Annotated in this window: 21 protein-coding genes; 8 read left to right on the top strand and 13 right to left on the bottom strand. The window is 65.2% G+C overall.

The annotated features are described in order from the left end of the window. The first annotated feature begins 24 nt into the window (after nt 1-24). Nucleotides 25-810 carry a YoaK family protein gene (locus AB0362_RS11535; RefSeq protein WP_317808627.1) on the top strand — a complete coding sequence of 262 codons (786 nt, stop codon included), beginning with the start codon at nt 25-27 and terminating at the stop codon, nt 808-810. On the opposite strand, the gene AB0362_RS11530 is transcribed toward AB0362_RS11535, so the two are convergent. Genes AB0362_RS11530 through AB0362_RS11520 form a run of 3 tightly spaced genes read right to left on the bottom strand, consistent with a single transcriptional unit; the run spans nt 726 to nt 3,879 of the window. Beyond that, on the bottom strand, nt 726-2,411 hold the full coding sequence (locus AB0362_RS11530; protein ID WP_317808625.1) for an NAD(P)/FAD-dependent oxidoreductase: 1,686 nt from the start codon (nt 2,409-2,411) through the stop codon (nt 726-728). The genes AB0362_RS11535 and AB0362_RS11530 overlap by 85 nt on opposite strands. Further along, nucleotides 2,408-3,244, bottom strand: coding sequence for a carbon-nitrogen hydrolase family protein (locus AB0362_RS11525; protein ID WP_317808624.1), 837 nt, complete (start codon nt 3,242-3,244; stop codon nt 2,408-2,410). Before AB0362_RS11525 ends, AB0362_RS11530 begins: the two co-directional genes overlap by 4 nt. Next, nucleotides 3,241-3,879, bottom strand: a complete 639-nt coding sequence (locus AB0362_RS11520) for an XRE family transcriptional regulator (RefSeq protein WP_317808622.1) — start codon at nt 3,877-3,879, stop codon at nt 3,241-3,243. The genes AB0362_RS11525 and AB0362_RS11520 overlap by 4 nt, the downstream gene beginning before the upstream one ends. Nucleotides 3,880-3,990: 111 nt before the next feature. Between AB0362_RS11520 and speB the strand changes: the two genes are divergently transcribed. Beyond that, the gene (gene speB / locus AB0362_RS11515; RefSeq protein WP_149405281.1) at nt 3,991-4,950 is read left to right on the top strand and encodes an agmatinase; all 960 of its coding nucleotides are present in this window, start codon (nt 3,991-3,993) and stop codon (nt 4,948-4,950) included. Nucleotides 4,951-4,954: 4 nt separating this feature from the next. Here the strand turns inward: speB and AB0362_RS11510 are convergent, their stop codons facing one another. From AB0362_RS11510 to AB0362_RS11480, 7 genes are all read right to left on the bottom strand, one after another. Then, nucleotides 4,955-5,854 (bottom strand): universal stress protein, encoded by a 900-nt coding sequence (locus AB0362_RS11510; protein WP_317808620.1) that lies wholly within the window; start codon nt 5,852-5,854, stop codon nt 4,955-4,957. After that, nucleotides 5,851-7,293, bottom strand: coding sequence for an amino acid permease (locus AB0362_RS11505; protein ID WP_068050370.1), 1,443 nt, complete (start codon nt 7,291-7,293; stop codon nt 5,851-5,853). The genes AB0362_RS11510 and AB0362_RS11505 overlap by 4 nt, the downstream gene beginning before the upstream one ends. A 123-nt stretch (nt 7,294-7,416) precedes the next feature. Then, nucleotides 7,417-8,052 carry an ATP-binding cassette domain-containing protein gene (locus AB0362_RS11500; RefSeq protein ID WP_317808618.1) on the bottom strand — a complete coding sequence of 212 codons (636 nt, stop codon included), beginning with the start codon at nt 8,050-8,052 and terminating at the stop codon, nt 7,417-7,419. Beyond that, the gene (locus AB0362_RS11495; protein ID WP_317808616.1) at nt 8,049-8,960 is read right to left on the bottom strand and encodes an ABC transporter ATP-binding protein; all 912 of its coding nucleotides are present in this window, start codon (nt 8,958-8,960) and stop codon (nt 8,049-8,051) included. Before AB0362_RS11495 ends, AB0362_RS11500 begins: the two co-directional genes overlap by 4 nt. Then, the gene (locus AB0362_RS11490; RefSeq protein WP_317808614.1) at nt 8,957-9,775 is read right to left on the bottom strand and encodes an ABC transporter permease; all 819 of its coding nucleotides are present in this window, start codon (nt 9,773-9,775) and stop codon (nt 8,957-8,959) included. Before AB0362_RS11490 ends, AB0362_RS11495 begins: the two co-directional genes overlap by 4 nt. After that, nucleotides 9,768-10,721, bottom strand: a complete 954-nt coding sequence (locus tag AB0362_RS11485; protein WP_317808805.1) for an ABC transporter permease — start codon at nt 10,719-10,721, stop codon at nt 9,768-9,770. The genes AB0362_RS11490 and AB0362_RS11485 overlap by 8 nt, the downstream gene beginning before the upstream one ends. Nucleotides 10,722-10,765: 44 nt before the next feature. Beyond that, the gene (locus AB0362_RS11480; RefSeq protein ID WP_317808612.1) at nt 10,766-12,373 is read right to left on the bottom strand and encodes an ABC transporter substrate-binding protein; all 1,608 of its coding nucleotides are present in this window, start codon (nt 12,371-12,373) and stop codon (nt 10,766-10,768) included. A 111-nt stretch (nt 12,374-12,484) separates the two neighbouring features. Here AB0362_RS11480 and AB0362_RS11475 point away from each other — a divergent pair, with 111 nt between their 5' ends. From AB0362_RS11475 to AB0362_RS11460, 4 genes are all read left to right on the top strand, one after another. Further along, nucleotides 12,485-13,699, top strand: a complete 1,215-nt coding sequence (locus AB0362_RS11475; RefSeq protein ID WP_094686563.1) for a helix-turn-helix domain-containing protein — start codon at nt 12,485-12,487, stop codon at nt 13,697-13,699. 201 nt (nt 13,700-13,900) lie between these two features. Beyond that, nucleotides 13,901-14,056 carry a hypothetical protein gene (locus tag AB0362_RS11470; RefSeq protein WP_179275604.1) on the top strand — a complete coding sequence of 52 codons (156 nt, stop codon included), beginning with the start codon at nt 13,901-13,903 and terminating at the stop codon, nt 14,054-14,056. Continuing rightward, a complete protein-coding gene (locus tag AB0362_RS11465) occupies nt 14,053-15,120 on the top strand; it encodes a TerC family protein (protein WP_269594305.1) in 1,068 nt (355 codons plus the stop codon). Before AB0362_RS11470 ends, AB0362_RS11465 begins: the two co-directional genes overlap by 4 nt. Nucleotides 15,121-15,198: 78 nt before the next feature. Then, nucleotides 15,199-15,747, top strand: coding sequence for a DNA starvation/stationary phase protection protein (locus tag AB0362_RS11460; protein ID WP_032397614.1), 549 nt, complete (start codon nt 15,199-15,201; stop codon nt 15,745-15,747). 67 nt (nt 15,748-15,814) lie between these two features. Here the strand turns inward: AB0362_RS11460 and AB0362_RS11455 are convergent, their stop codons facing one another. Further along, the gene (locus tag AB0362_RS11455; RefSeq protein WP_317808804.1) at nt 15,815-16,258 is read right to left on the bottom strand and encodes a hypothetical protein; all 444 of its coding nucleotides are present in this window, start codon (nt 16,256-16,258) and stop codon (nt 15,815-15,817) included. A gap of 140 nt (nt 16,259-16,398) precedes the next feature. Between AB0362_RS11455 and AB0362_RS11450 the strand changes: the two genes are divergently transcribed. After that, nucleotides 16,399-16,596, top strand: coding sequence for a CsbD family protein (locus tag AB0362_RS11450; protein ID WP_068050352.1), 198 nt, complete (start codon nt 16,399-16,401; stop codon nt 16,594-16,596). A gap of 82 nt (nt 16,597-16,678) precedes the next feature. Here AB0362_RS11450 and AB0362_RS11445 read toward each other — a convergent pair whose 3' ends face one another. Together AB0362_RS11445 and AB0362_RS11440 are read right to left on the bottom strand one after the other, a co-directional pair. After that, nucleotides 16,679-17,407, bottom strand: a complete 729-nt coding sequence (locus AB0362_RS11445; protein WP_262498276.1) for an EAL domain-containing protein — start codon at nt 17,405-17,407, stop codon at nt 16,679-16,681. Further along, nucleotides 17,404-18,660, bottom strand: a complete 1,257-nt coding sequence (locus AB0362_RS11440; RefSeq protein ID WP_262498275.1) for a CdaR family transcriptional regulator — start codon at nt 18,658-18,660, stop codon at nt 17,404-17,406. The genes AB0362_RS11445 and AB0362_RS11440 overlap by 4 nt, the downstream gene beginning before the upstream one ends. Nucleotides 18,661-18,931: 271 nt before the next feature. Between AB0362_RS11440 and AB0362_RS11435 the strand changes: the two genes are divergently transcribed. Continuing rightward, the gene (locus AB0362_RS11435) at nt 18,932-20,119 is read left to right on the top strand and encodes an alpha/beta fold hydrolase (protein WP_317783993.1); all 1,188 of its coding nucleotides are present in this window, start codon (nt 18,932-18,934) and stop codon (nt 20,117-20,119) included. Nucleotides 20,120-20,157 lie beyond the last annotated feature (38 nt).

The raw sequence follows: 20,157 nt of genomic DNA, 5'->3' as shown, positions 1-20,157 counted from the left end.
CGGCAATCGTGTCAGTATTTCTCGATGAGCACGCCGCAGCCCCACATCGCCGTCGCCACTGCGAAATCGGTTCGACTCGGAGTACTGCTGGCGGCAGTCGGTGGATTCCTCGACGCGTACACCTACATCACCCGCGGCGGCGTGTTCGCCGGCGCGCAGACCGGCAACGTCGTGCTGCTCGGCGTCGATGTCGCCGCCGGCCGGTGGGTCGAAGCGCTCGCGTTCCTACCCCCGTTGGCGGCCTTCGTCCTGGGCGTCGCGACCGCAGAATTCATCGCGCTGCCCGCGGTTGCGAGGATCGTCCGACGACCGGTGCGGGCGGTGCTGGTGTTCGAGATCCTCGTGGTCCTCGTCGTCGGATTTCTGCCGGCCACCGTCCCCGATGCAGTGGTCTCGGTGATCCTCGCTCACGTTGCCGGCGTGCAGGTGACCACCTTTCGTGTGCTGGTCGATTCGCCGTTCAACACCACGATGACGACCGGCAATCTCCGCAGCATGGCGATGGCTGCATTCCATCGGGTGGTCGAACACGATCTCGAGGCCGGCACCCGCGCCCGACGGTTCGGCGCGGTGATCTCCGGATTCTTCGGCGGGGCGCTGCTCGGCGCAGTCGCGGTCGAGCTGTTCGGGCTACGGGCGATCTGGGTCGTAGCCGTGATGCTGACCGCCGCTCTGGCACTGTTCGTGTTCGACGAGCGCACACCCAGGTCGTTGTCTCCGAAAGCTCAGTCGCCCAACCGAAGCGGAGCGATCGACTCGAACACATCGCCCGGTCCCGGATTGCCGTCTGCCGACGAACCGCCCAAGTGATGCACGACGCCCCACACCGCGTTGAGTGCGGTGTGAATGGCTCCCTCAGCCCACCCTGCCGTCCACGAGATGTCGTCGCCGGCGAGAAAGATCCCCCGGTGTCGAGGTTCGAGATCGTGCTGCACGAAATGGGTGAACAGTCTTTCCTGGTATCGATAGTGGCCCGGCAGATTCGCCTTGAATGCGCCCATGAAATCGCGTTCGGTTTCCCAGGACAGAGTCACCGGCGTGGAAATGATGTGACTGCGGAAGTCGACACCGGGATAGATCTCCTCCAGCGATCGCAGCATGATGTTCATGCGCTCGGTCGGATCCAGGGCCAGCAGCTTGAGCGAGTCGTCGGACCACGTGTAGGACAGGCAGATCAGCCCGGGCTTGCCCTCACCCTGGTCGAGTAGGTACGTGCCGCGACTCATTCGATCGGTCAGCGTCATGCTCACCAGATCGCGGCCGGTGACCGGATCCTTGTCCTTCCAGAACGGCCGATCGACGAGTGCGAACACCTTGGTCGACCCCATGTAGTGGGTGCGTTCGATGGCGGTCCAGTGGTCGATGGGGAACAGCTCGTCGTCGCATCTGATGTTGCTCAGCAGCATCCAGCTCTGGGCGGTCACGACGGCGGCGGCGTAGGTGCGAATGTTGCCGCGATCGTCGTGGATCGTGGTGCCGCCGTCGGTGCGCCTGATCTCGGTGACGCGCGACATCGTGGTGCCGCCGTTCAGTGACGCGACCGATGTGCCTGCGGGCCAGTGCGCCATGTTTGCCGGCGAGTCGGTCCACAACCGCATCGGGAGTTGCTGTGAGCCGCCGACGATTCCGCGATGGTGATCGTCCGCTGCCGTGATGACGACGCGAAGGATCTCGAGGATCGAGTTGGGATAGTCGGTGTCCCATCCGCCCGTTCCGAAACCGACCTGGCCGAACAGCTCTCGCATCCGAAACGACGAGAAGTGCTCGGACGCAGCCAGAAAGCCGTAGAAGGTCTGATCGTCGAACTTCACGATCAGCTCGTTCCAGATCCGCTTGATCTCGGCCACGTCCCGCCTGCGGATGGCGCGCTGCAGCGGAATCAACTCGGCGTGTTCCTCGAGTGTCCTGTTCCACGCGTCGGCGACCTCGGCGAAGATCGGCGGGAGATCGTCGAGCTTGCGTGCGTAGTGGCTCTCACCCTTGAGGTCGATCACCGTACTGGGGGTCACCTCGGCCAGCGGGTTCGGAAACGGAGTCGTCTCGAGCCCGACGGCGTCGAGGTAGTGGAACAGCGCGGTCGACGACGGCGGAAAACGCATCGCGCCCATCTCTGCCACCACACCGGGATGCCCGTCGAACGGTACCGAGCGCATCCGGCCGCCGATCCGATCCGATTCGTACACAACGGGTTCCATGCCGAGCTTCAGCAATTCATGGGCGACGACCATACCGGCGAGTCCGCCGCCGATCACGGCGACCCGGGTACCGAGGGCCGCGTCGGGAATGCTCCCCAGGCCGGCCGGATGCGCGAGGTAATCGTCGTACGCGAATGGAAAGTCCGGGCCGAACATCGTGAGCGGCTGGTCGTCCTCGGATGCGATTGCGCTGTCCGGGGTGACGGGTGTGGTCATCGGTCGGTCTCCTGCTCGGCCCGTGAGGGTCCTGTCGGGTAGAGGTCGGTACGGCGATCGGCCAGATGGGTGTTGACCGCACGCGATCGAGCGAGCTCGGCCGGATCCAGCTCGAAGGTCAGCAGTTCTTCGTGTTCACCGGCTCGCGCGAGGTCGTTGCCGGCCGGCCCGACGGCACAGGTCAGCCCGCAATATCTCAGGCTCGCCTCGGTGCCGCAGCGATTGACGTAGGTGATGAACAGTTGGCTCTCGTACGCCCGCGTGGGAACGACGTGAGTGGCGATGATCTCGAACGGGGTCATCAGACCGGTGGGAACGATCAACCATTCGGTGCCGGCATCGGCGTGCGCGCGAACGGCTTCGGGAAATTCGACGTCGTAGCAGGTGAGTACACCGCACTGCAGCCCGCCGAAGTCGAACTGCACCACCAGGTCCGGCCCCGGGGTGAAGTGGGTGCGATCGAGGGCCCCGAACAGGTGCGTCTTGCGATAACGCGCGACCGATCGTCCGGATGCGTCGACCACCTGCACCGCGTTGAACACGGCCTCGCCCCCGTGATTCGAATGACCGAGTTCGGGGTATCCGTACACGATCGCGACACCGTGTGTTCGCGCGATCGAGGCGATGCGCTCGAAGATCGAACCGTCGAACGTTTCGGCTCGTTCGCGCACGAGATCGCCGATGTCGTAGCCGCTGACCGACATTTCCGGGGTCACCAGCATCGACGCGCCTGCTTCGGCTGCACTGCTCGCCGCGGCATCGATCGCCGACAGGTTGGCCTCGACGTCGGCGGAGAACTCCGGCCCTTGGAACAGCGACACGATGACCGTCATGAGAGAAACTCCGGTTTCCTGTTGTGCAACTCTTCGGGCAGCGCAGGTGCCAGCACCCACAGGACCCGGGCACCACCACTGCTGTCGCTGCGAAAACTGTGCGGGCGTCGCGGCGAGAACGTGAACGCATCGCCCGGTCCGAGCAGCACGTCGTCGCCGCCGAAGGCACCGCCTGGATCTTCCTCGAAGGTCACTCGAACCTCGCCGGACAGCACGTGTACGAACGTGACGTCCAACGGCAGGGTGTACGCCTCCGCGCCACTGCCGCCACCCTCCTCGATCTCCCCCAGCAGTACCTGGACCCGCCGCTCCCCGACCGGGGTCAACAGATACTCCGTCATCGCCGTTCCCCCGAACATGATGCGCGGCAACGATTGCGCGCGCACCACTTCACCGGCGGGGGCGTCGTCGAACAGGGAGCCGACCGGAACGTCGAGCGCAGCACAGACCCGAACCAACGACGCGACCGATGCGTTCACCTGATCGCGCTCGAGCTTGGACAGGTACCCCTTGGTCACCCCGCAGGTATCGGCGAGGGCGTCGAGAGTCAGCCGCTTCTTCTTGCGTGCTTCCTTCAGTCGCGCGCCGATACGTGGCGCGTCGTTCTCGACCGAAGCAGCAATCGACACCGTCATCGCCTCTCAGGAAACTCATGTTGACAAGATCGTGCATCAGAGTAACGCTTGCCGGGCGAACTGGTCGACTCCACTGTCACCGGACTCTGTGAAATTCGGAAGGAATTCTCGATGAACCCGAGCAGTCCCGAGCACCCACCGATCGGTCCGGTCGACGCGACCAAGGTCCCCCGCTACGCCGAGCCCACCACTTTCGCTCGGCTCCCGCGCCTCGACGAGGTGTCCCGAGCCGACGTGACCATCCTCGGCGTCCCGTTCGATTCCGGCGTGAGTTACCGCCCGGGCGCACGTTTCGGTCCCGGGCACATCCGTGCTGCCTCGAAACTGTTGCGGCCCTACAACCCTGCCCTGAAGGTCTCGCCGTTCGCCCGCCAGCAAGTTGCGGACTTCGGCGACATCGGAGTCAATCCGTTCGACATCACCGAGGCGCTCACCACGGTGCACGACGCGGTGACCGACCTGCGCGCCGACGGCTCCTCGGTTCTGACCCTCGGCGGCGATCACACCATCGCACTGCCGATTCTGCGCTCGCTCGCACGCGACCACGGACCGATTGCAGTGCTGCACTTCGACGCTCACCTCGACACGTGGGACACGTACTTCGGTGCGCCCTACACCCATGGAACCCCGTTTCGACGAGCCAGTGAGGAAGGCCTGATCGACCTCGAACGCTCACAGCACATCGGTATTCGCGGCCCGCTCTACAGCGAGCAGGACCTCGAGGACGATCGAGTTCTGGGCTTCCAGGTCATTCGTTCCGACGATTACGAGGTCGACGGTGTCGCCAGCATCGTCGAGCGGATGCGCAGACGTCTGGACGGCGGCCCGGTCTACGTCTCGGTCGACATCGACGTTCTCGACCCAGCACATGCGCCCGGCACCGGCACTCCCGAAGCCGGCGGCATGACCTCCCGAGAGTTGCTCAACACTCTGCGCGGACTCGTCGGCCTGAATGTCGTCGGCGCCGACATCGTCGAGGTCGCGCCGGCCTACGACCACGCCGAGATCACCGGAATCGCTGCGGCTCACGTGGCCTACGAGCTGTTGTCGGTTCTCGCCCTCAACCGATAGGACGTCACCGCCGCGGCAGCACCAGGATCGGCACCGGCGAATGACGGATGATCTTCGTTGCCCGGGAACCGAGAAACACCCGAGCGATGGGTCCCAGTGGCCCGGACGATCCGATGGTCAGTACTTCGCCGTCCTGCCAGTGCAGTTCGTCGAGGGCTTCGCGCCAACTGCCGGCCGAGGCCAACTCGGTCGTCACCCGATCGACCGGGAGTCCCACCGCAACCGCGTCGTCCACTGCTGCGGTGAGCGCCTCGCTGAGCCCCCGGGACAGCTCGGCGGCGACGTCGTCCTCGGCTCGTAGCCCGATTTCTGGCGGATACATCGTCGCACCACGGACCACGAACGACGCCAGACGAAGCGGAACGCCTGCTTCGCTGGCCAGTTCGGCGGTGGGTCCCACCACGCGCGAGGCCTCGCTGTCACCGGAGAACGCGCACGTGATCCGCGTCAGAGTCGCGCGCTCGCGCACGCGATAGCCGCGCGGGGCCAGCGCCACCGTCACCGGCGACGAGTGCAGCAGTTTGTCGGCGGTCGACCCGACGACGACCTGCCCGAGTGCGCCGTCGCCCGAGGAGCCGAGAACCAGAACCGCGGCCCCGAGACTGTCCGCCGCATCGGTCAACGCCGTCGACACCGAGCGGTGCGCGAGGCGGTGGAACGACGCGGCGATGTCGGGCGCTTTCTCCTGCAGATAGTGCCGCGCCTTCGCCTCGGATTCGGCTGCCGTTGCCGCCGCCCAATCCGCGAACTCGGCATCGACGCGGGCCATCGACGGCGTCGACCACGGCTTGGGAACCACCGTCGCCACGTCGATGTCGGCACCGGTCGACCGGGCGAGTTGGGCACCGAGATCGAGGGCACCGACGCTGCCCTTCCCCGGTGCGAACGCAATCAGCACGCTCATCGCGCGTCCTGCCCTGCACCACGCAATGCCGAATGGTGCCGACCCCAGAAGTAGTAGAACGCCAACACCACCGCGAGCCAGAGCCCGAACCAGAACCACGTGGTCCAGTGCAGCCCGGACAGGATGTACAGGCACGCGAGGACCGACAGCACCGGAGTCACCGGGTATCCCGGAACCTTGAACGGCCGCTCGAGATCGGGCATCGAGCGGCGCAGCACGATCACTCCGATGGACACGACGATGAATGCGACGAGGGTGCCGATCGACACCAGGTCCGCCAGCTTGTCGAGCGGAATGAACGCGGCGAGGATCGAGATCACGACGGCGACGACGATCGTGTTGTTGACCGGGGTGTGCGTGCGAGGACTGACCTTGGCGAAAGCTTTGGGCAGCATGCCGTCTCGGCCCATGGCGAACAGGATGCGAGTCTGCCCGTACATCGTCACCAGGGTCACCGAGAAGATGGAGATCACCGCACCTGCAGCCAGAATCGTTGCCGGCCAGGCCTGCCCGGTCACGTTACGCAGGATCTCCGCCAGCCCGGCTTCCTCCTGGCCGGCGAAGTCGGTCCAGGGCTGAGTGCCAAGGGCGGCCACGGCGACGACGAGATAGAAGACGATGACGACGATCAGCGCCGCAATGATGGCCCGCGGCATGGTCTTCTGCGGATCCTTCACCTCGTCGCCCGCGGTGGACACCGCGTCGAGTCCGATGAACGAGAAGAAGATCGTGCCTGCGGCCGCGGTCACACCTGCTGCGCCCAGGGGCATGAAGTCGGAGAAGTTGCCGGAGTCGAAGGCGGTGAATCCTACGATCGCGAACAGAGCCAGCACGCCGAGTTTGATGACGACCATGACTGCGTTGACGGCCGCCGACTCGCTCGCACCGCGAATGAGCAGAACGGCGCACAGCACGATCAGCACGACCGCAGGCAGATTCATGATGCCGGGATCGGCGTCACCCGGGGCAGCGGACAGCGCGTGCGGGATGGTGAAGCCGAAGAGATTGTTCAACAACTCGTTGAGGTACCCGCTCCACCCGACGGCGACGGCAGCGCTGGACACTCCGTACTCGAGCAACAGGCAGGCGGCGACGCCCATCGCGACCACCTCGCCCATCGTCACGTACGCGTAGGAGTAGGTCGAGCCTGAAACCGGTACCGCCGATGCCATTTCGGCGTAACAGATAGCTGCAAGGCCTGCCGCGATACCCGCGGCCAGGAACGAAAGCACCACTGCAGGACCGGCTTCGGGAACCGCGAGCGACAGGACGAAGAAGATGCCGGTACCGATGGTGGCACCGACGCCGAACATCGTCAGCTGAAACGTGCCGATGGTGCGTTCCAACCCGCCACTGCTCTGCTGGTCCGGATCCACGATCGGCTTCTTGCGAAGCAGTTGCGATCGCAGACTCGATGCAGGTCTGTTCGACGAGGTCATGTGGGCGACTCCCAACGTGGAGAGAAACTCTCGAATCAACCGGTTCGGCTGATTCTGCTCCCCGATCGAGTGATTCGCACACCGAACCGGCTCGCTCGTCTCCGCGAGTTCTCGATGTCGTTCTCAGCTCAGGTGGTGCACGGAAGAGCACAGAGCGTCCAACAGATCCGCGTCGTGGCTGATCACGAGCACACCGAGTCCGCCGTCGACGGCCTGTCGTTCGACCGATCTGGCGATCGACGCCGTCGTCGCCGCGTCGAGCATCGACGTCACCTCGTCGCAGATCAGATAGCGCGGCCGTTGCGCCAACGCCCGTGCGACACAGGCGCGCTGCAATTGCCCGTCGCTGACCTGGTGTGGTCGACGGGACAGCAGGTCGGCGGTCAGGCCAACCTGCTCTGCCAGATCCGCGACATCGACCGAGCGCCCGGCGATGACCCCGGGTTGCTCGATGATCGTGCGCAGGGTCATCCGTGGATCCGTCGCCTGCCGTGGAGACTGGAACAGCAGCGCGATCTGTGCGCGTGACGTCGCAGGTACCGAATACCCGACGCCTCGCACGGTGGTTCCGTCGAGCAGCACCGATCCGGTTCGAGGTTTCTGCAGCAACGCAAGCACTCTCGCGAGGGTTGTCTTTCCGCTACCCGACGGGCCGGTCAGCCCCGTGATCGTTCCCGGTTCGACCGAAACGCTGACCTGTGTCAACACATCGGGGCCACCCGGGTAACCGGCGCTCACGGCCATCGCGTCCAGACTCATCGGTGCACTCTCGTTCGGTACGACCGCGCGCCCACCGTCACCATTTCAGTGGGTCTACCGGAGTGTGGAGACAGTGGCCGGCGGAGGTGATAGACGCAGTCGTCGGGAAGGTCCGTCAACTCGGGCGGCGATCCCGGGAGCGGAGTCATCCCGCGGGAGGGCAGCGCGTCCAGCAGGTCCCGGGTGTAGTCGTGCAGGGGATTCTCGAGCACCGACGCGGCAGGCCCCGTTTCCATGAGTCGCGAGGCGTACATGACGGCGATGCGATCGGCGACCTCCGTCCTGATCAACGACGACAGGTCGTGGGTGATCAGCAGTACCGCTGCGCCGTCGTCCGCGCACGCCCGCAGTAGCCCGAGCACGTGGTCGACGGCCGCGCGATCGAGGTTGGAGGTGGGCTCGTCGGCGACGATCACCGTGGGATCCGCGGCCAACGCTCCGGCCAGAGCGACCCGCTGAGCCATTCCACCCGAGAGCTGATGTGGATGGAGATCGAGGTGTGCCGGAGCAAGCCCCACCCGCTCGGCGAGCCGATCGGACGTCGACGGACCTCCGTGTGCGGCGATCGTCTCGTCCAGTTGCGATCGGACGGTTCGAGTCGGCGTGAGATGTGTTGCCGCAGACTGCGGAACGAGCGCGACGTCCCTGCCCCGAAACCCTGCCGCACTCGTCACGTCGAATTCCCGTTCCGCGGTGGTGACCCGGACCGATCCGTTCACGGTCGTCCCGACCGGCAGCATCGCCATCACCGTCGCCGCGAGAATCGACTTGCCGCAGCCCGACTCGCCGACCAGAGCGGTCACGGTTCCAGCGGGAACCTCGAGATCGACATCGGAGGCGGCATGCACCCACCGTCGACCGATCGGAATGCGAACGGTCAGGTTTCGGACGGACAGACCACGGGTCACAGGCGAAGCTCCGACGGACGCGCAGGCGTCACCCGCGCCCGCAGTGCCGAACCCAGCACGGCCACGGACAGCGTGGCGACCAGCAGTATCGCGGCAGGGAACACCAAGGTCCACCAACTCCCCAGCAGCAGAGAACTGCGGGCTTCCTCGAGGAGGGTACCCAGGCTCGGCTCGTGTGGAGGCAGCCCGAACCCCAGGAAGGACAGCGTCGATTCGTGCCACACCGCGTGTGGGAGCAACAGGACGACGGCGATCATGGCCTGAGGTACAACGGCAGGAACGAAGTGTCGAGTTGCCACGTGAAAACGACTGGCCCCGGCCAGAATTGCCGCGTCGACAAACTCTCGCTCGCGCAACCGAAGGATCTCCGAGCGCACGATGCGAGCGACCTGGGTCCAGTGTGTCAACGCGATCGACGCCACGATGGCGACGACGCTACCGCGAAACATCGCCACGATCACGATGCCGAGCAACAGGTGGGGCAGCGCGTTGACGGCGTCGGTGCTGCGCATGACGATGCGATCGACCCGCCCACCCCACACCCCCGCGGCCAAGCCGACGACGCAGCCGAGGACCGTCGCCAGTGCCGCGCAGGCCACCGCGATGAGCAACGATGTGCCGATGGCCGATGCGCTGCGCACGAACAGATCTCGGCCGGCCGAGTCGGTGCCGAACGGATGCTGCGCCGAGGGCCCCAGCCTCGCCGACGAGAAGTCGACGACGCGATCGTCCACCCCCGCGAGCAGGGGGACCGCTACCGCGTACACGGTCAGAGCGGCGAGGGCCACGCTCGCGATCGCCGTTCGCCTATCCATCCGCAGGCACCCTCGGATCGAGTCGCACGACCAGTACGTCGGCGAGCAGAGAGCCGAGCATGACCGCGACAGTGGTTCCGAGAGTCAGCACGGCCAGCAACGGCATGTCGAGATCGCGTGCCGACTGCACGACAGCTCCTGCGACGCCAGGCCACCCGAATATCTCTTCCACCAGTACTGCCCCGACGACCAACTCGGGCAGTCGAACTCCGACGACGTTGACGAAGGGGGCCGATGCGGCGGGCACGATGTGGCGGCGAGTGATCTGGGCGGTGGGAATGCCGCGAGCCACCGCACCTGCCACGAAGTCCTCGCCACGCGCGGACACGATGGACTCGCGAACCGACAACAGCAGCCACGGAACCTGAGACAGAGCCAGAACCGACGCGGGCAGCAGCAGATGGCGGAGTACTCCACCGAGGGTGGGATCGCTGCCGCCGTCGGAGAGTCCGGCCACGGGCAACCATCCGAGACCGAGCGCGAACACCGCGATTGCGGCGAGCGAGAGCACGAACGGCGGCACTCCCTGAACGGTGACGCACGCGGCGGCGACGAAGCGGTCCAACCGGCCGCCGGCACGAATGCCGGAAGCGATGCCGACCGTGAACGCAATCGCAATCGCGGCCGACAGCGCGACTCCCGCCAACAACATCGTCCACGGAATACGCTCGGCCAGAACCTGACTCACCGGCTGTCCGTAGGATCGCGACTGACCCAGATCGCCTGTCACGACGCCCTGCAACCACTGCCAGTAGCCGACGAACCACGGCCGATCGAGGCCGAGGGCGACCGTCATCGACGCCTTGTCCGCCTCCGTCGTCGTCGTGTATCGGTTTCCGAGGTACCCGACGAGCGGGTCGAACGGGGACACCGCAGCGGCGGCGAAGAGACCGAGCGAGACGACACCGCACACCGGAACCAGCAGCATCAGTCGACGGCGCACCATCGCTCCGATGCCGCGCGAAGTCGTGGCGTGCCGTCGATCGACGTTCACGACGCGCGCGTCCACGTCTGCAACGACCACCACGGACCCCACGTGACGCCGTGGGAGTGCGGCTCGAGCACCGGGCCGGACATTGTCCAGTCCGAATCCTTCGATACGTACGTGTGGTCGAGAAAGACCAGGAAGACGTATCCCGGATCGGCCACGTAGGCGCGCTGCATCTCCCGGTACGCCTCCGCGCGTACCGCAGGGTCGAGGCTGCGCCTGCCGGTGTCCAGGGCGGCGTCGACCGTCGGGTTCGAGTAGTCGGCCGCGTTGTCGTAGACACTTCCGACGCCCGGCGCGACGAACGACGAGTCGAGTGTGCGGTATGCCTGCGTATCGGCATCGAACGGCTCTTCTCCGCCACCGAGCATCGTGGAATCCACGCCGATCCTGGGGTCTATCCGGTCCCACGACAGTGCTTCGAGGGTGACCTCGACCCCCACCGCCACCGCGTCGGACGCGAAAGCTTGCGCCAGATCTCGACGCACGGTATCGGTCGAGTTGTACATCACGGTGATCTCTGCGCGCTGTCCGTCACGCGTGCGAATGCCATCGGGACCGGGGATCCAGCCGCCGTCGGACAGGATCTGCCGGGCCGCGGCCGGGTCGTACTCGAACACCGCAGTCGGTTCGTAGGAGTCGCCGAACACCGGCGGAACGGGTGTGGCCGCCGGTCGGCCGTATCCGCCGAGCACCCCGTCCGTCATCGCCTGTCGATTCACGGCGAGATTGAGGGCGAGACGCATGTCCCGGTTTCCGGTGACCGGTGAGTTCGTCGGCAACGACACACCCCGCCAGTCCGCGGAGACATTGGACGACAACGACATTCCCTCGCGTCCGTCCAGGCTCTGCGCGAGAAGCGGCGGTAGGTTCGTCCCGTCGATGTCGCCCGCCGCCATCCGCTGGGCTCTGGTGTTGTCGTCCGGGACGTACAGCAGGGTGAGCTTCTTCACCTCGGGCGCACCGCCCCAGTAGTCGTCGTTGGCCTCGAATTCGGCTCGATCCGGCGACAGATCCACCAGAACGTAGGGGCCGGTTCCCACAGGTGCGCGGTTGAGTGGGGATTCGGCGGCGAGCCCGGGTTCCGCAACGGCTTCCGACGGGACGATTCCGATGAGCAACTTCGTCGGAAACGGCGCGTACGAATAGGCAAGTCGAAATTCGACGGTCGAATCGTCGATCGCGACGACCTCGTCGATCATGTCGAACGACGATCTCGCCTCGGACGCCGATGCCGGATCCAGAATCGCCTCGTAGGTGGCGACGACGTCGGCTGCATCGAACGCGGACCCGTCGGAGAAGACCACTCCCTCGCGAAGCGTCGCCGTCCACACCGTCGCGTCGTCGTTCGCCGTGGGAACCTCGACTGCGAGTGCGGGTTCGAGCGGTGGCAGACCGTCGCCGCCGCCGATGCGCACCAGCCCGTCGTACATCTTCGCCTCGCCCGCGGCACCGTACCCGGCGACCGGGTTGAAACCGCCGAGTTCGTAACCGTCGGCCAACACCAGTGCATCGGACGATGCCGCTCCCGATTGCGACGGTGCAGAGCACGCGCTGACCGACAGAACGCACACGATCGCGACGACGGTCACCGAGCCGAGTCGTGTCATCTACCTACCTTCGTCGAACGCCGAGTCGCGCGCGACGATGCTTCCACACCCGTGTAACCGATCGGTTTCGGCGACTTACGATGATGGGAGTCGACGAGGAGCAAGACACACATGGCCACACAGCGCGATGCGCTACCGCTCGATTCCGTCGCTGCGCAGTCGGCTTCGGACGCCGGCGGACTCGACGTCGCTCTGCTGGGCAGCTTCCTCGAAGTCCTCGCCGACGCCGTCGATGCCGGCGTCCCACTGAGCCGCCCGCAGCTGCACGAGTTCCGAGCGCAGGGTGATGCCGCTGCCCGCGCGGGCGTCGCACTGCGGGCATTGCTGGATCTGTATCTGAGCTCGGCGTGGCGACTGTGGCGCGAACTACCCGCTGTCGTCGCCGCTGCGGAGGACCCGGCTGGGGTCGTCACGGCAGGCGAGGTGATGCTGCGCGCGGTCGACGACGCGGTGGCCGAACTGGCCGAGGGATTCCAGCTCGCCCGGCGCACTCTCGTGCGAGCCGAGGTGCTCGCCCGCCGTGAATTCGTCGACGATCTGCTCTCGGGCACCTCCGATGTCGCCGGGGTGCTCGGGCGGGCGCAAACGTTCGGCCTCGATCTGTCGAGTCCTCATGTGGTGGCAGTGGTGACGTCGACCAAGCCCTTCACCGACGCCAGCTCTGCCATCACCCTCGTCGAACGCAGTGTGCAGGGCAGCAAGGGCGACGCCGAGTTGCTCGTGGCCACCAAGCAGGACAGGTTGATCCTGGTGTTCCCGGCACCCGACCTCGTCGCCGTCGACCACGTCCTCGACCGGGTGGGACGGGCCCTCGGTACGTCCACATCGACGTCGAGCGAATCGGTCGATCTCCGTCGTAAAGGGGAGTACGGCCGGACGCAGATCGGGGTCGGCCGCCCACGCAGCGGGGCGGTCGGTGTCGCGGCGTCGTACCGGGAAGCCCTCGACGCACTCGATCTCGCCGCCTCGCTCGGATTCGACGCATCGGTGGTCGATGCTCGTGATCTGCTCGTCTACCGCGTCCTGATCAGCGATCGCGCGGCGATCGCCGATCTGGTCGACACGTTGTTGACACCGTTGCTGAGCGCGCGAGGCGGCGCGGGTCCACTACTGGAGACGTTGCAGGTGTACTTCGACACCGGTGCGAACACTGCATCCACCGCGCGCCGCATGCATCTGTCGGTGCGGGCGGTGACCTACAGGTTGTCGCGAATAAAGGATTTGACCGGGCAGAATGTGGGCAACCCCGTCGAGGCATTCGCGCTGCACACGGCGGTGCTCGGAGCGAAGTTGCTCGACTGGCCCGAGGTCGGTTCGTCGTCGTGACTCAGCGGGGCCGCTGAACTTGCCGTAACCCGGCAACGAAATCGGTCGAAACGTGTCCGCAAAACGACCATGCCTGCAGGAAAGCGAACAGTCACACTGGAGTAGTCGCGGAAAGACGCAGTATTTTCCGCCCAGGCCCGAACGTACGGCCGGAAAAACGGCAAGACGAAGACAGACGAGAACGAGAAGGAGCGTGTGAAGATGGCGTCGTTGACACAGAAGTTGACATCGTTCGCTCGCAGCCCACAGGGCAAGAAGATGATCGACCAAGCACGTCGATACGCAACCAAGCCCGAGAATCAGGCGAAGTTGAAGCAACTCGGCAGCAAATTCACGAATAGAGGTGGCCGTTCATGAACGTCGTCCCCTGGTGGGCATGGGCGGCATTCGGTGCCGTCGTCCTGATCCTGTTGGCCATCGACCTGTTGGCACACCGCGGTGCCCACATCATCGGTTTCAAGGAAGCCGCATGGTGGAGCGCACTGTGGGTCGGCGTGGCCATCATCTTCGGCATCGTGGTGTTCTTCACCTTGGGCACCACGGCCGGCGTCGAATACACGACGGCCTGGTTGTTGGAGAAGAGTCTGTCCGTCGACAATCTCTTCGTCTTCGCGCTGATCTTCGGCTACTTCAAGGTTCCCCGTGAGTACCAGCACCGCGTGCTGTTCTTCGGTGTGATCGGTGCCCTCGTCTTCCGCGCGATCTTCCTGGCCGCCGGTGTGGCCATCGTCAGCAAGTTCGCTGCCGTTCTGTTCGTATTCGCCGCCATCCTGCTCTACAGCGCATACAAGCTGATGAAGGACGAGGACGACTCGTACGACCCGAGCACCTCGATCGCAGTTCGTTTGCTTCGCAAGATCATTCCTGTCCGCGACGAATACGAAGGCACCAAGTTCTTCGTCAAGGAAGCAGGCAAGCGAGTGGCCACGCCGCTTCTCGCCGTCGTGGTGGCCATCGAGGCCGCCGACCTGGTCTTCGCAGTCGACAGTGTTCCGGCAGTTCTTGCGGTGACCGACGACCCCTTCATCGTCTACTCCTCGAACGCGTTCGCCATCCTCGGTCTACGCGCCCTGTACTTCCTGCTCGCAGGGTTGCTCGAGAAGTTCCACTACCTGTCCAAGGGACTGGCGATCATCCTCGCCTTCATCGGCGTCAAGCTGATCCTGCAGGCCGGACACAAGGTGATCAGTACCTCGATCCCCGAGATTCCCTCGCTGGTCAGCCTGGTGGTCATCATCGTGGTCCTGGCAGGCTCGATCATTCTGAGCCTGAAGAATCCCCCGAAGGAGGACGACGCAGACGCCATCGACAAGGTCGCTGCCGACAGCCCGATCGTCGATCCGACGGACGGAACCTCCTCGGCCGGCACCTCGCCGACCGGCACGTCGAGCACGGATTCACCGCGACTCGACAAGCCCTGACCCTTCACCACACATGCCCCGCCGATTCGATTCGGCGGGGCATGTTTGTGTTCCAGGGGGATGGGGCAATCACTGCACATGGCTGAAAAGAACTCGTACACCGTTCCCGGACTCACCTCGGAAGTGGGCGCGCGCGTCGCCGCGATCCTTCAGGATCGACTGAACGCCTACAACGATCTCCACCTGACCCTCAAGCACATTCACTGGAATGTCGTCGGTCCCAACTTCATCTCGGTACACGAGATGCTCGACCCGCAGGTCGAAGCAGTTCGCGGATTCGCGGACGACGTCGCCGAGCGCATCGCAACCCTCGGTTCCTCGGCCAAGGGCACACCGGGCACCATCGTCTCCGAGCGCAGCTGGGACGATTACTCGATCGGTCGCGCGACGGCCATCGAGCACCTCGGTGCACTCGACCTGGTCTACACCGGAGTCATCGAGACCACTCGGAAGAACATCGAAGAGGTCGGCGAGATCGACCCGGTGACCGAGGACATGCTCATCGGCCAGAGCGCGCAGCTCGAACTCTTCCACTGGTTCGTGCGGGCACACCTGGAGAACTCCGGTGGCCAGCTCTCGACCGCCAACGCGACCAGCGAGGTCGACGCGGCGAAGCAAGCAGGCTAGACACTCACGCTTTACGCACCGACCCCGCCGTCAACCGGCGGGGTCGGTGCTTTTTCGTGGACCGGCGTCAGTCGGACGGTCTCGCTTCGTGCCCGCTGCGGCCGTGGGTTCTACGCTTCTCCTTCATCTCGGCCTCGAACACGTGGCGACGTCCGTCGAGCAATTCGTCTCGGACGGCCCGCTCGTGCTCGCGCAACGGGCCCCAGTATCCGTCGTCGAACTCCTCGACGAGCTGGAACGTCCAACGCCCCGGTGCGATGTTTCTGCCGATCATGTCCGTGTCGATTCGCTGCGCGATCGCGTCGTGATCTGCCTCGGCGAGTGCCTCGACGGCCTCACCCAACAGCAGGTCCGAATGCCCCATCAGTTGGTGGAACGAGTACAGGTGTCCCCGGGCCCGCTCCACACACTCGAGTGCCTCGGACAACTTTCCCACTGCGGCCACGGTCGCATCGTCCACTCCGCTCGGGCGCCGGTGTTCGGGTGAGGGCATAGCGGGGGCGGAGTGCATATCGGTATCTGGGTCCATGGCCGTCGATTACCCGAATCGGGCCGGCAGAACCCGCCGCATGTGCAGTTCATGATTACCGACGTCGATCACGGGTATAGCTACTCGTGAACGGATAGACAATCGATTTCGAGGAGTTCACCATGGCTGATTTCATCGACAAGGCAAAGCACAAGGCAGAAGAGCTCGTGGGCGAAGCCAAGGAAAAGATCGGCCACAAGACCGACAACGACGATCTTGCTGCCGAAGGCGCAAAGGATCAGGCGTCGGGCAAGACCAAGCAGGTCGGCGACGACGTCTCGGACGCCGCAGGCAACATCAAGGACAAGTTCAAGAACTGATCGTCTCGATCGGTCGTAACGAAACCCCGCACCCAGGCCCCGGCCGTCGAGGGTGCGGGGTTTCGTCGTTCCCGGTCCCTCGTCAGATCGGCGGATTCGGCAGCGGCATGGGACGTCCGAACATCCAGCCCTGACCGAGGGTTGCCCCCAGAGACCTGGCGCGACGCAGATGCCTGCGGGTTTCGATTCCTTCGGCCAACAGAACGGCGTCGCTCGAACCGACGTAGGCGCGCACCTGCCGTATCGCGGCGCGTGCGCGGTACGGGGACCGGACGATCGACGCGTCGAGTTTGACGATGTCCGGCGCGACCGAGGCCAACAGTGCCAACGTTGCAGGCGTGGCACCGACGTCGTCCATGGCCACCGATATGCCGCGAGCGCGGGCTCCTCGAACCAGAGCCATCAGCAACGGCACGTTGCGGTCGAGGTCTCGTTCGGTGATCTCGAGGACGACGTCGAGGTCGTCACCGATCGCGTCGAGGTGGATGTCGACGTCGCGTTCGTCGGCGAAGCAGCCCGGCTCGATGTTGAGAAAGAAACGCACCCGACGCGAGTAGGCGCGTTCACGCGCCGCCCGCAGCGCGGCGGCGCGACACGCGACGTCGACGCGACCCACCAGTCCGCGCTCTCTCGCCAGCGCGAACACGTCCTCGGGAACGGCCAGGCTCGGAGACGGCCACCTGGCCAGAGCCTCGTATCCGACGACTGTCCCGGTGGCCAGTTCGACGACGGGCTGAAACAGAGCGGCCACGGATTCCACCGAATCGAGCGCCGCCGATGCTGCGAGCACCGCGCCGTCCGGCGCGGTCACAGTGATCGCTCGTCCACCGGAACGCGACGGGCCTCGAGGCGGTCGGCGATCAGAGCCGCGTGCAGTCTTCGCAGTCCGGACGGCTTCATCGGATCGAGTCCGGTGAGCTGCTCCACCCTTTTGAGACGGTAGTCGACGGTGTTGGGATGCACCGTCAGCCAGGTGGCCGTCTTCTTTCGGTTGGAGTCCGAATCGACGAATGCTTGCAGCGTCGGCAACAAGTCGACCGAATCACGCAGCGGATCGATCAGTGTCACAAGGTGTTTGCGCCCCAGGCCCGGTCTGCTCACCTGGTACTCGAACACGAGATCCGAAATCCGGTACGTCCCCGGTGCGTATCGGAGCCGACGCACGAGACTCAGCAGTTCGTACAGGTGAGGCGCGGTAGCGGCGATGTCGTCGATCGCGGCCGACCCGGTTGTCGCAGTCACCGCCACCTGACCCGCGTCGGCCAGACGATCGATCAAGTCGCCGACGTCGACGCCGGGGACATCGGGCAGCAGGACGGTTCCGCCGGTGGGACTGATCGACGCGATGGGCACGCAGTCCGCGTCGAATGTGGCCAGCGCGGTGTGGATTCTTCGCAGTTTTCGAGCCGCCATCATCGCCGCGTCGATCCGACGGCCACCTTCGTCGGCATGGGCCGGAAAGTGCAGGGCGACAACGTGATAATCCTCGGCGAGCAGCGTTCCCATCCGATCGGCGATCTTGCGAGCCGTGCCGTCACCGGTCAACAGCGCGTCCAGCAGTTCCACGTCGTGACGGGGACCGTTCTGAGCCAGCGTGCGAAATTCCGTCAGGTAGGCATCGGACACGGCCGCGGTGACGACGTCCAACAGTTCCATGACCAGGACGGTTCCGTCGGCGAGTCGATCGTCGGCACCCCCGTCGCCCGGGCGCGGTGCCTGTCGCACAGCCAGTGCGCAGCCCTCGTTGACGGCATGTTGGATACGGCCGAGCGGTACGCCGTCTCGGGCCCACCGGGTCGCTGCGTCGCGAAAGACGTCCATCGCACCGGGTATCGGTAGCCGCCCGGATTCGAGTACTCCGGTCGCCAGTTCGCAGCAGGTCGTCGTCATGTCGTCGAGTTCGCCGCGGGCGCACTCGCGCGGCGGTGGTGTGTCCTCGGGCTCGCCGAAGTACTGATCCAGCATGCGTGCGGCAGTCTCCCTCGGAGTCCGCAGACGGTCGGAGGCCCGTCGCCCACTGACGTATTCCTCCTGCGACACGTGCACGCTTTCCGTTGCCGTCACCGAAGACCCCACCCCTCGCACTCGAAACCTACTTCAGGTTTGTTTCCCCGCTACGAACAGTAGAACAACAATCAAACCTGTGGATTGTTTTTCCGAAAATATCCGGCAGTCGGTTCGGATTCGGGTCGTCGGTGCTCAGTTGTGACGATCTCTCACATACGACTCGGCGGTTACGGGCAGATTCCAAACGCCCGACAGGAGAACGAGAATCACCGAAATCCGCGCTTAATGTTCCGCCTTGTCCAACAACCCTCGTCGAAAGTCAGGCTCCATGACCACTTCTCGGTCCACCTCCCGCACGACGCGGAAGGCAACGACGGTGCGCGCCGCGATGATCGCCGCAATGGCGTGCTCACTCACCCTCGGTACCGGTGTCGCAGCACAGGCACAGCCCGCCACCGCACCTGCTCCGCCCGCCACCGTGCAGGGCGACACGGTCGTTCCGCCCGGTCCGACCGAGGCCTCACCCAAGGCCGCCGACCAGGGCATCGCCCAGCCGAACATCGAATCCGCAGCTCCCGCGACCATCACCTACGACCCACGGACCGAGACCACGGGTTACGGACCGGAGCAGAAGAACTTCCTGGCCGGATTCCTGTACAGCATCGTCAACCCCAATGTCGCACCTCAGGGTGCCAACGACTGGAACTGCAAGCCGTCGGCAGCGCATCCACGTCCGGTCGTGCTGCTGCACGGCACGTGGGAGAACGCCTACAACAACTTCGCTCGGATGTCGCCTGCGCTGAAGAAGGAGGGCTACTGCATCTTCGCGCTCAACTACGGCGACCGGGACTCGAGCATCGTCGGCAATCTCGAGTCGCTGCGCGGCACGGCATCCGTTGCGTCGAGCGCGAAGGAGATCGCGACCTACATCGACGCCGTGCGCGCCGCCACCGGGTCCGCTCAGGTCGACATCGTCGGCCATTCCCAGGGTGGACTCGTGACCCGCCAGTACCTGCGCTTCGAGGGTGGTGCCAACCCGGCCGACCCGACGAAGAACAAAGTGAACACCGTCGTCAGCGTCGCCGGGTCGAACCACGGCACCACACTCGTCGGTATCGGCACTCTGGGTCGCACGATCAACAACCTGGGCCTGAACGTACTCGGCGTCGTCGGGGCCATCGCCGGACCCGCCGCCTCGGACCAGGTCATCGACTCGGATCTGGTCAAGGGATTGGCAGTGGGCGGTGACACCGACCCCGGCATCAAGTACACCGTGATCGGCACCAAGTACGACGAGGTCGTCACCCCGTACAAGACGACGTTCCTCACCGCCGGTCCCGGTGCCACCGTCAACAACGTCACCCTGCAGAACGGTTGCGAGATCGATCTGTCGGACCACCTGTCGATCTCGGTCTCGCCTCGCGCGATCGGCATCGTGAAGAACGCACTGGATCCGAAGGGCTTCCCCACGAGGTCCATCCCGTGCGCATTCAACTCACCCATCACCGGCGGCTAGTCACCGGCGAGCAAACCTCGGTGAGGGCGATCGGCTGC

This window comes from Rhodococcus sp. NPDC079359 (assembly GCF_040702585.1).
GTDB lineage: Bacteria > Actinomycetota > Actinomycetes > Mycobacteriales > Mycobacteriaceae > Rhodococcoides.
This window is presented reverse-complemented; position numbering and strand designations above follow the sequence as displayed.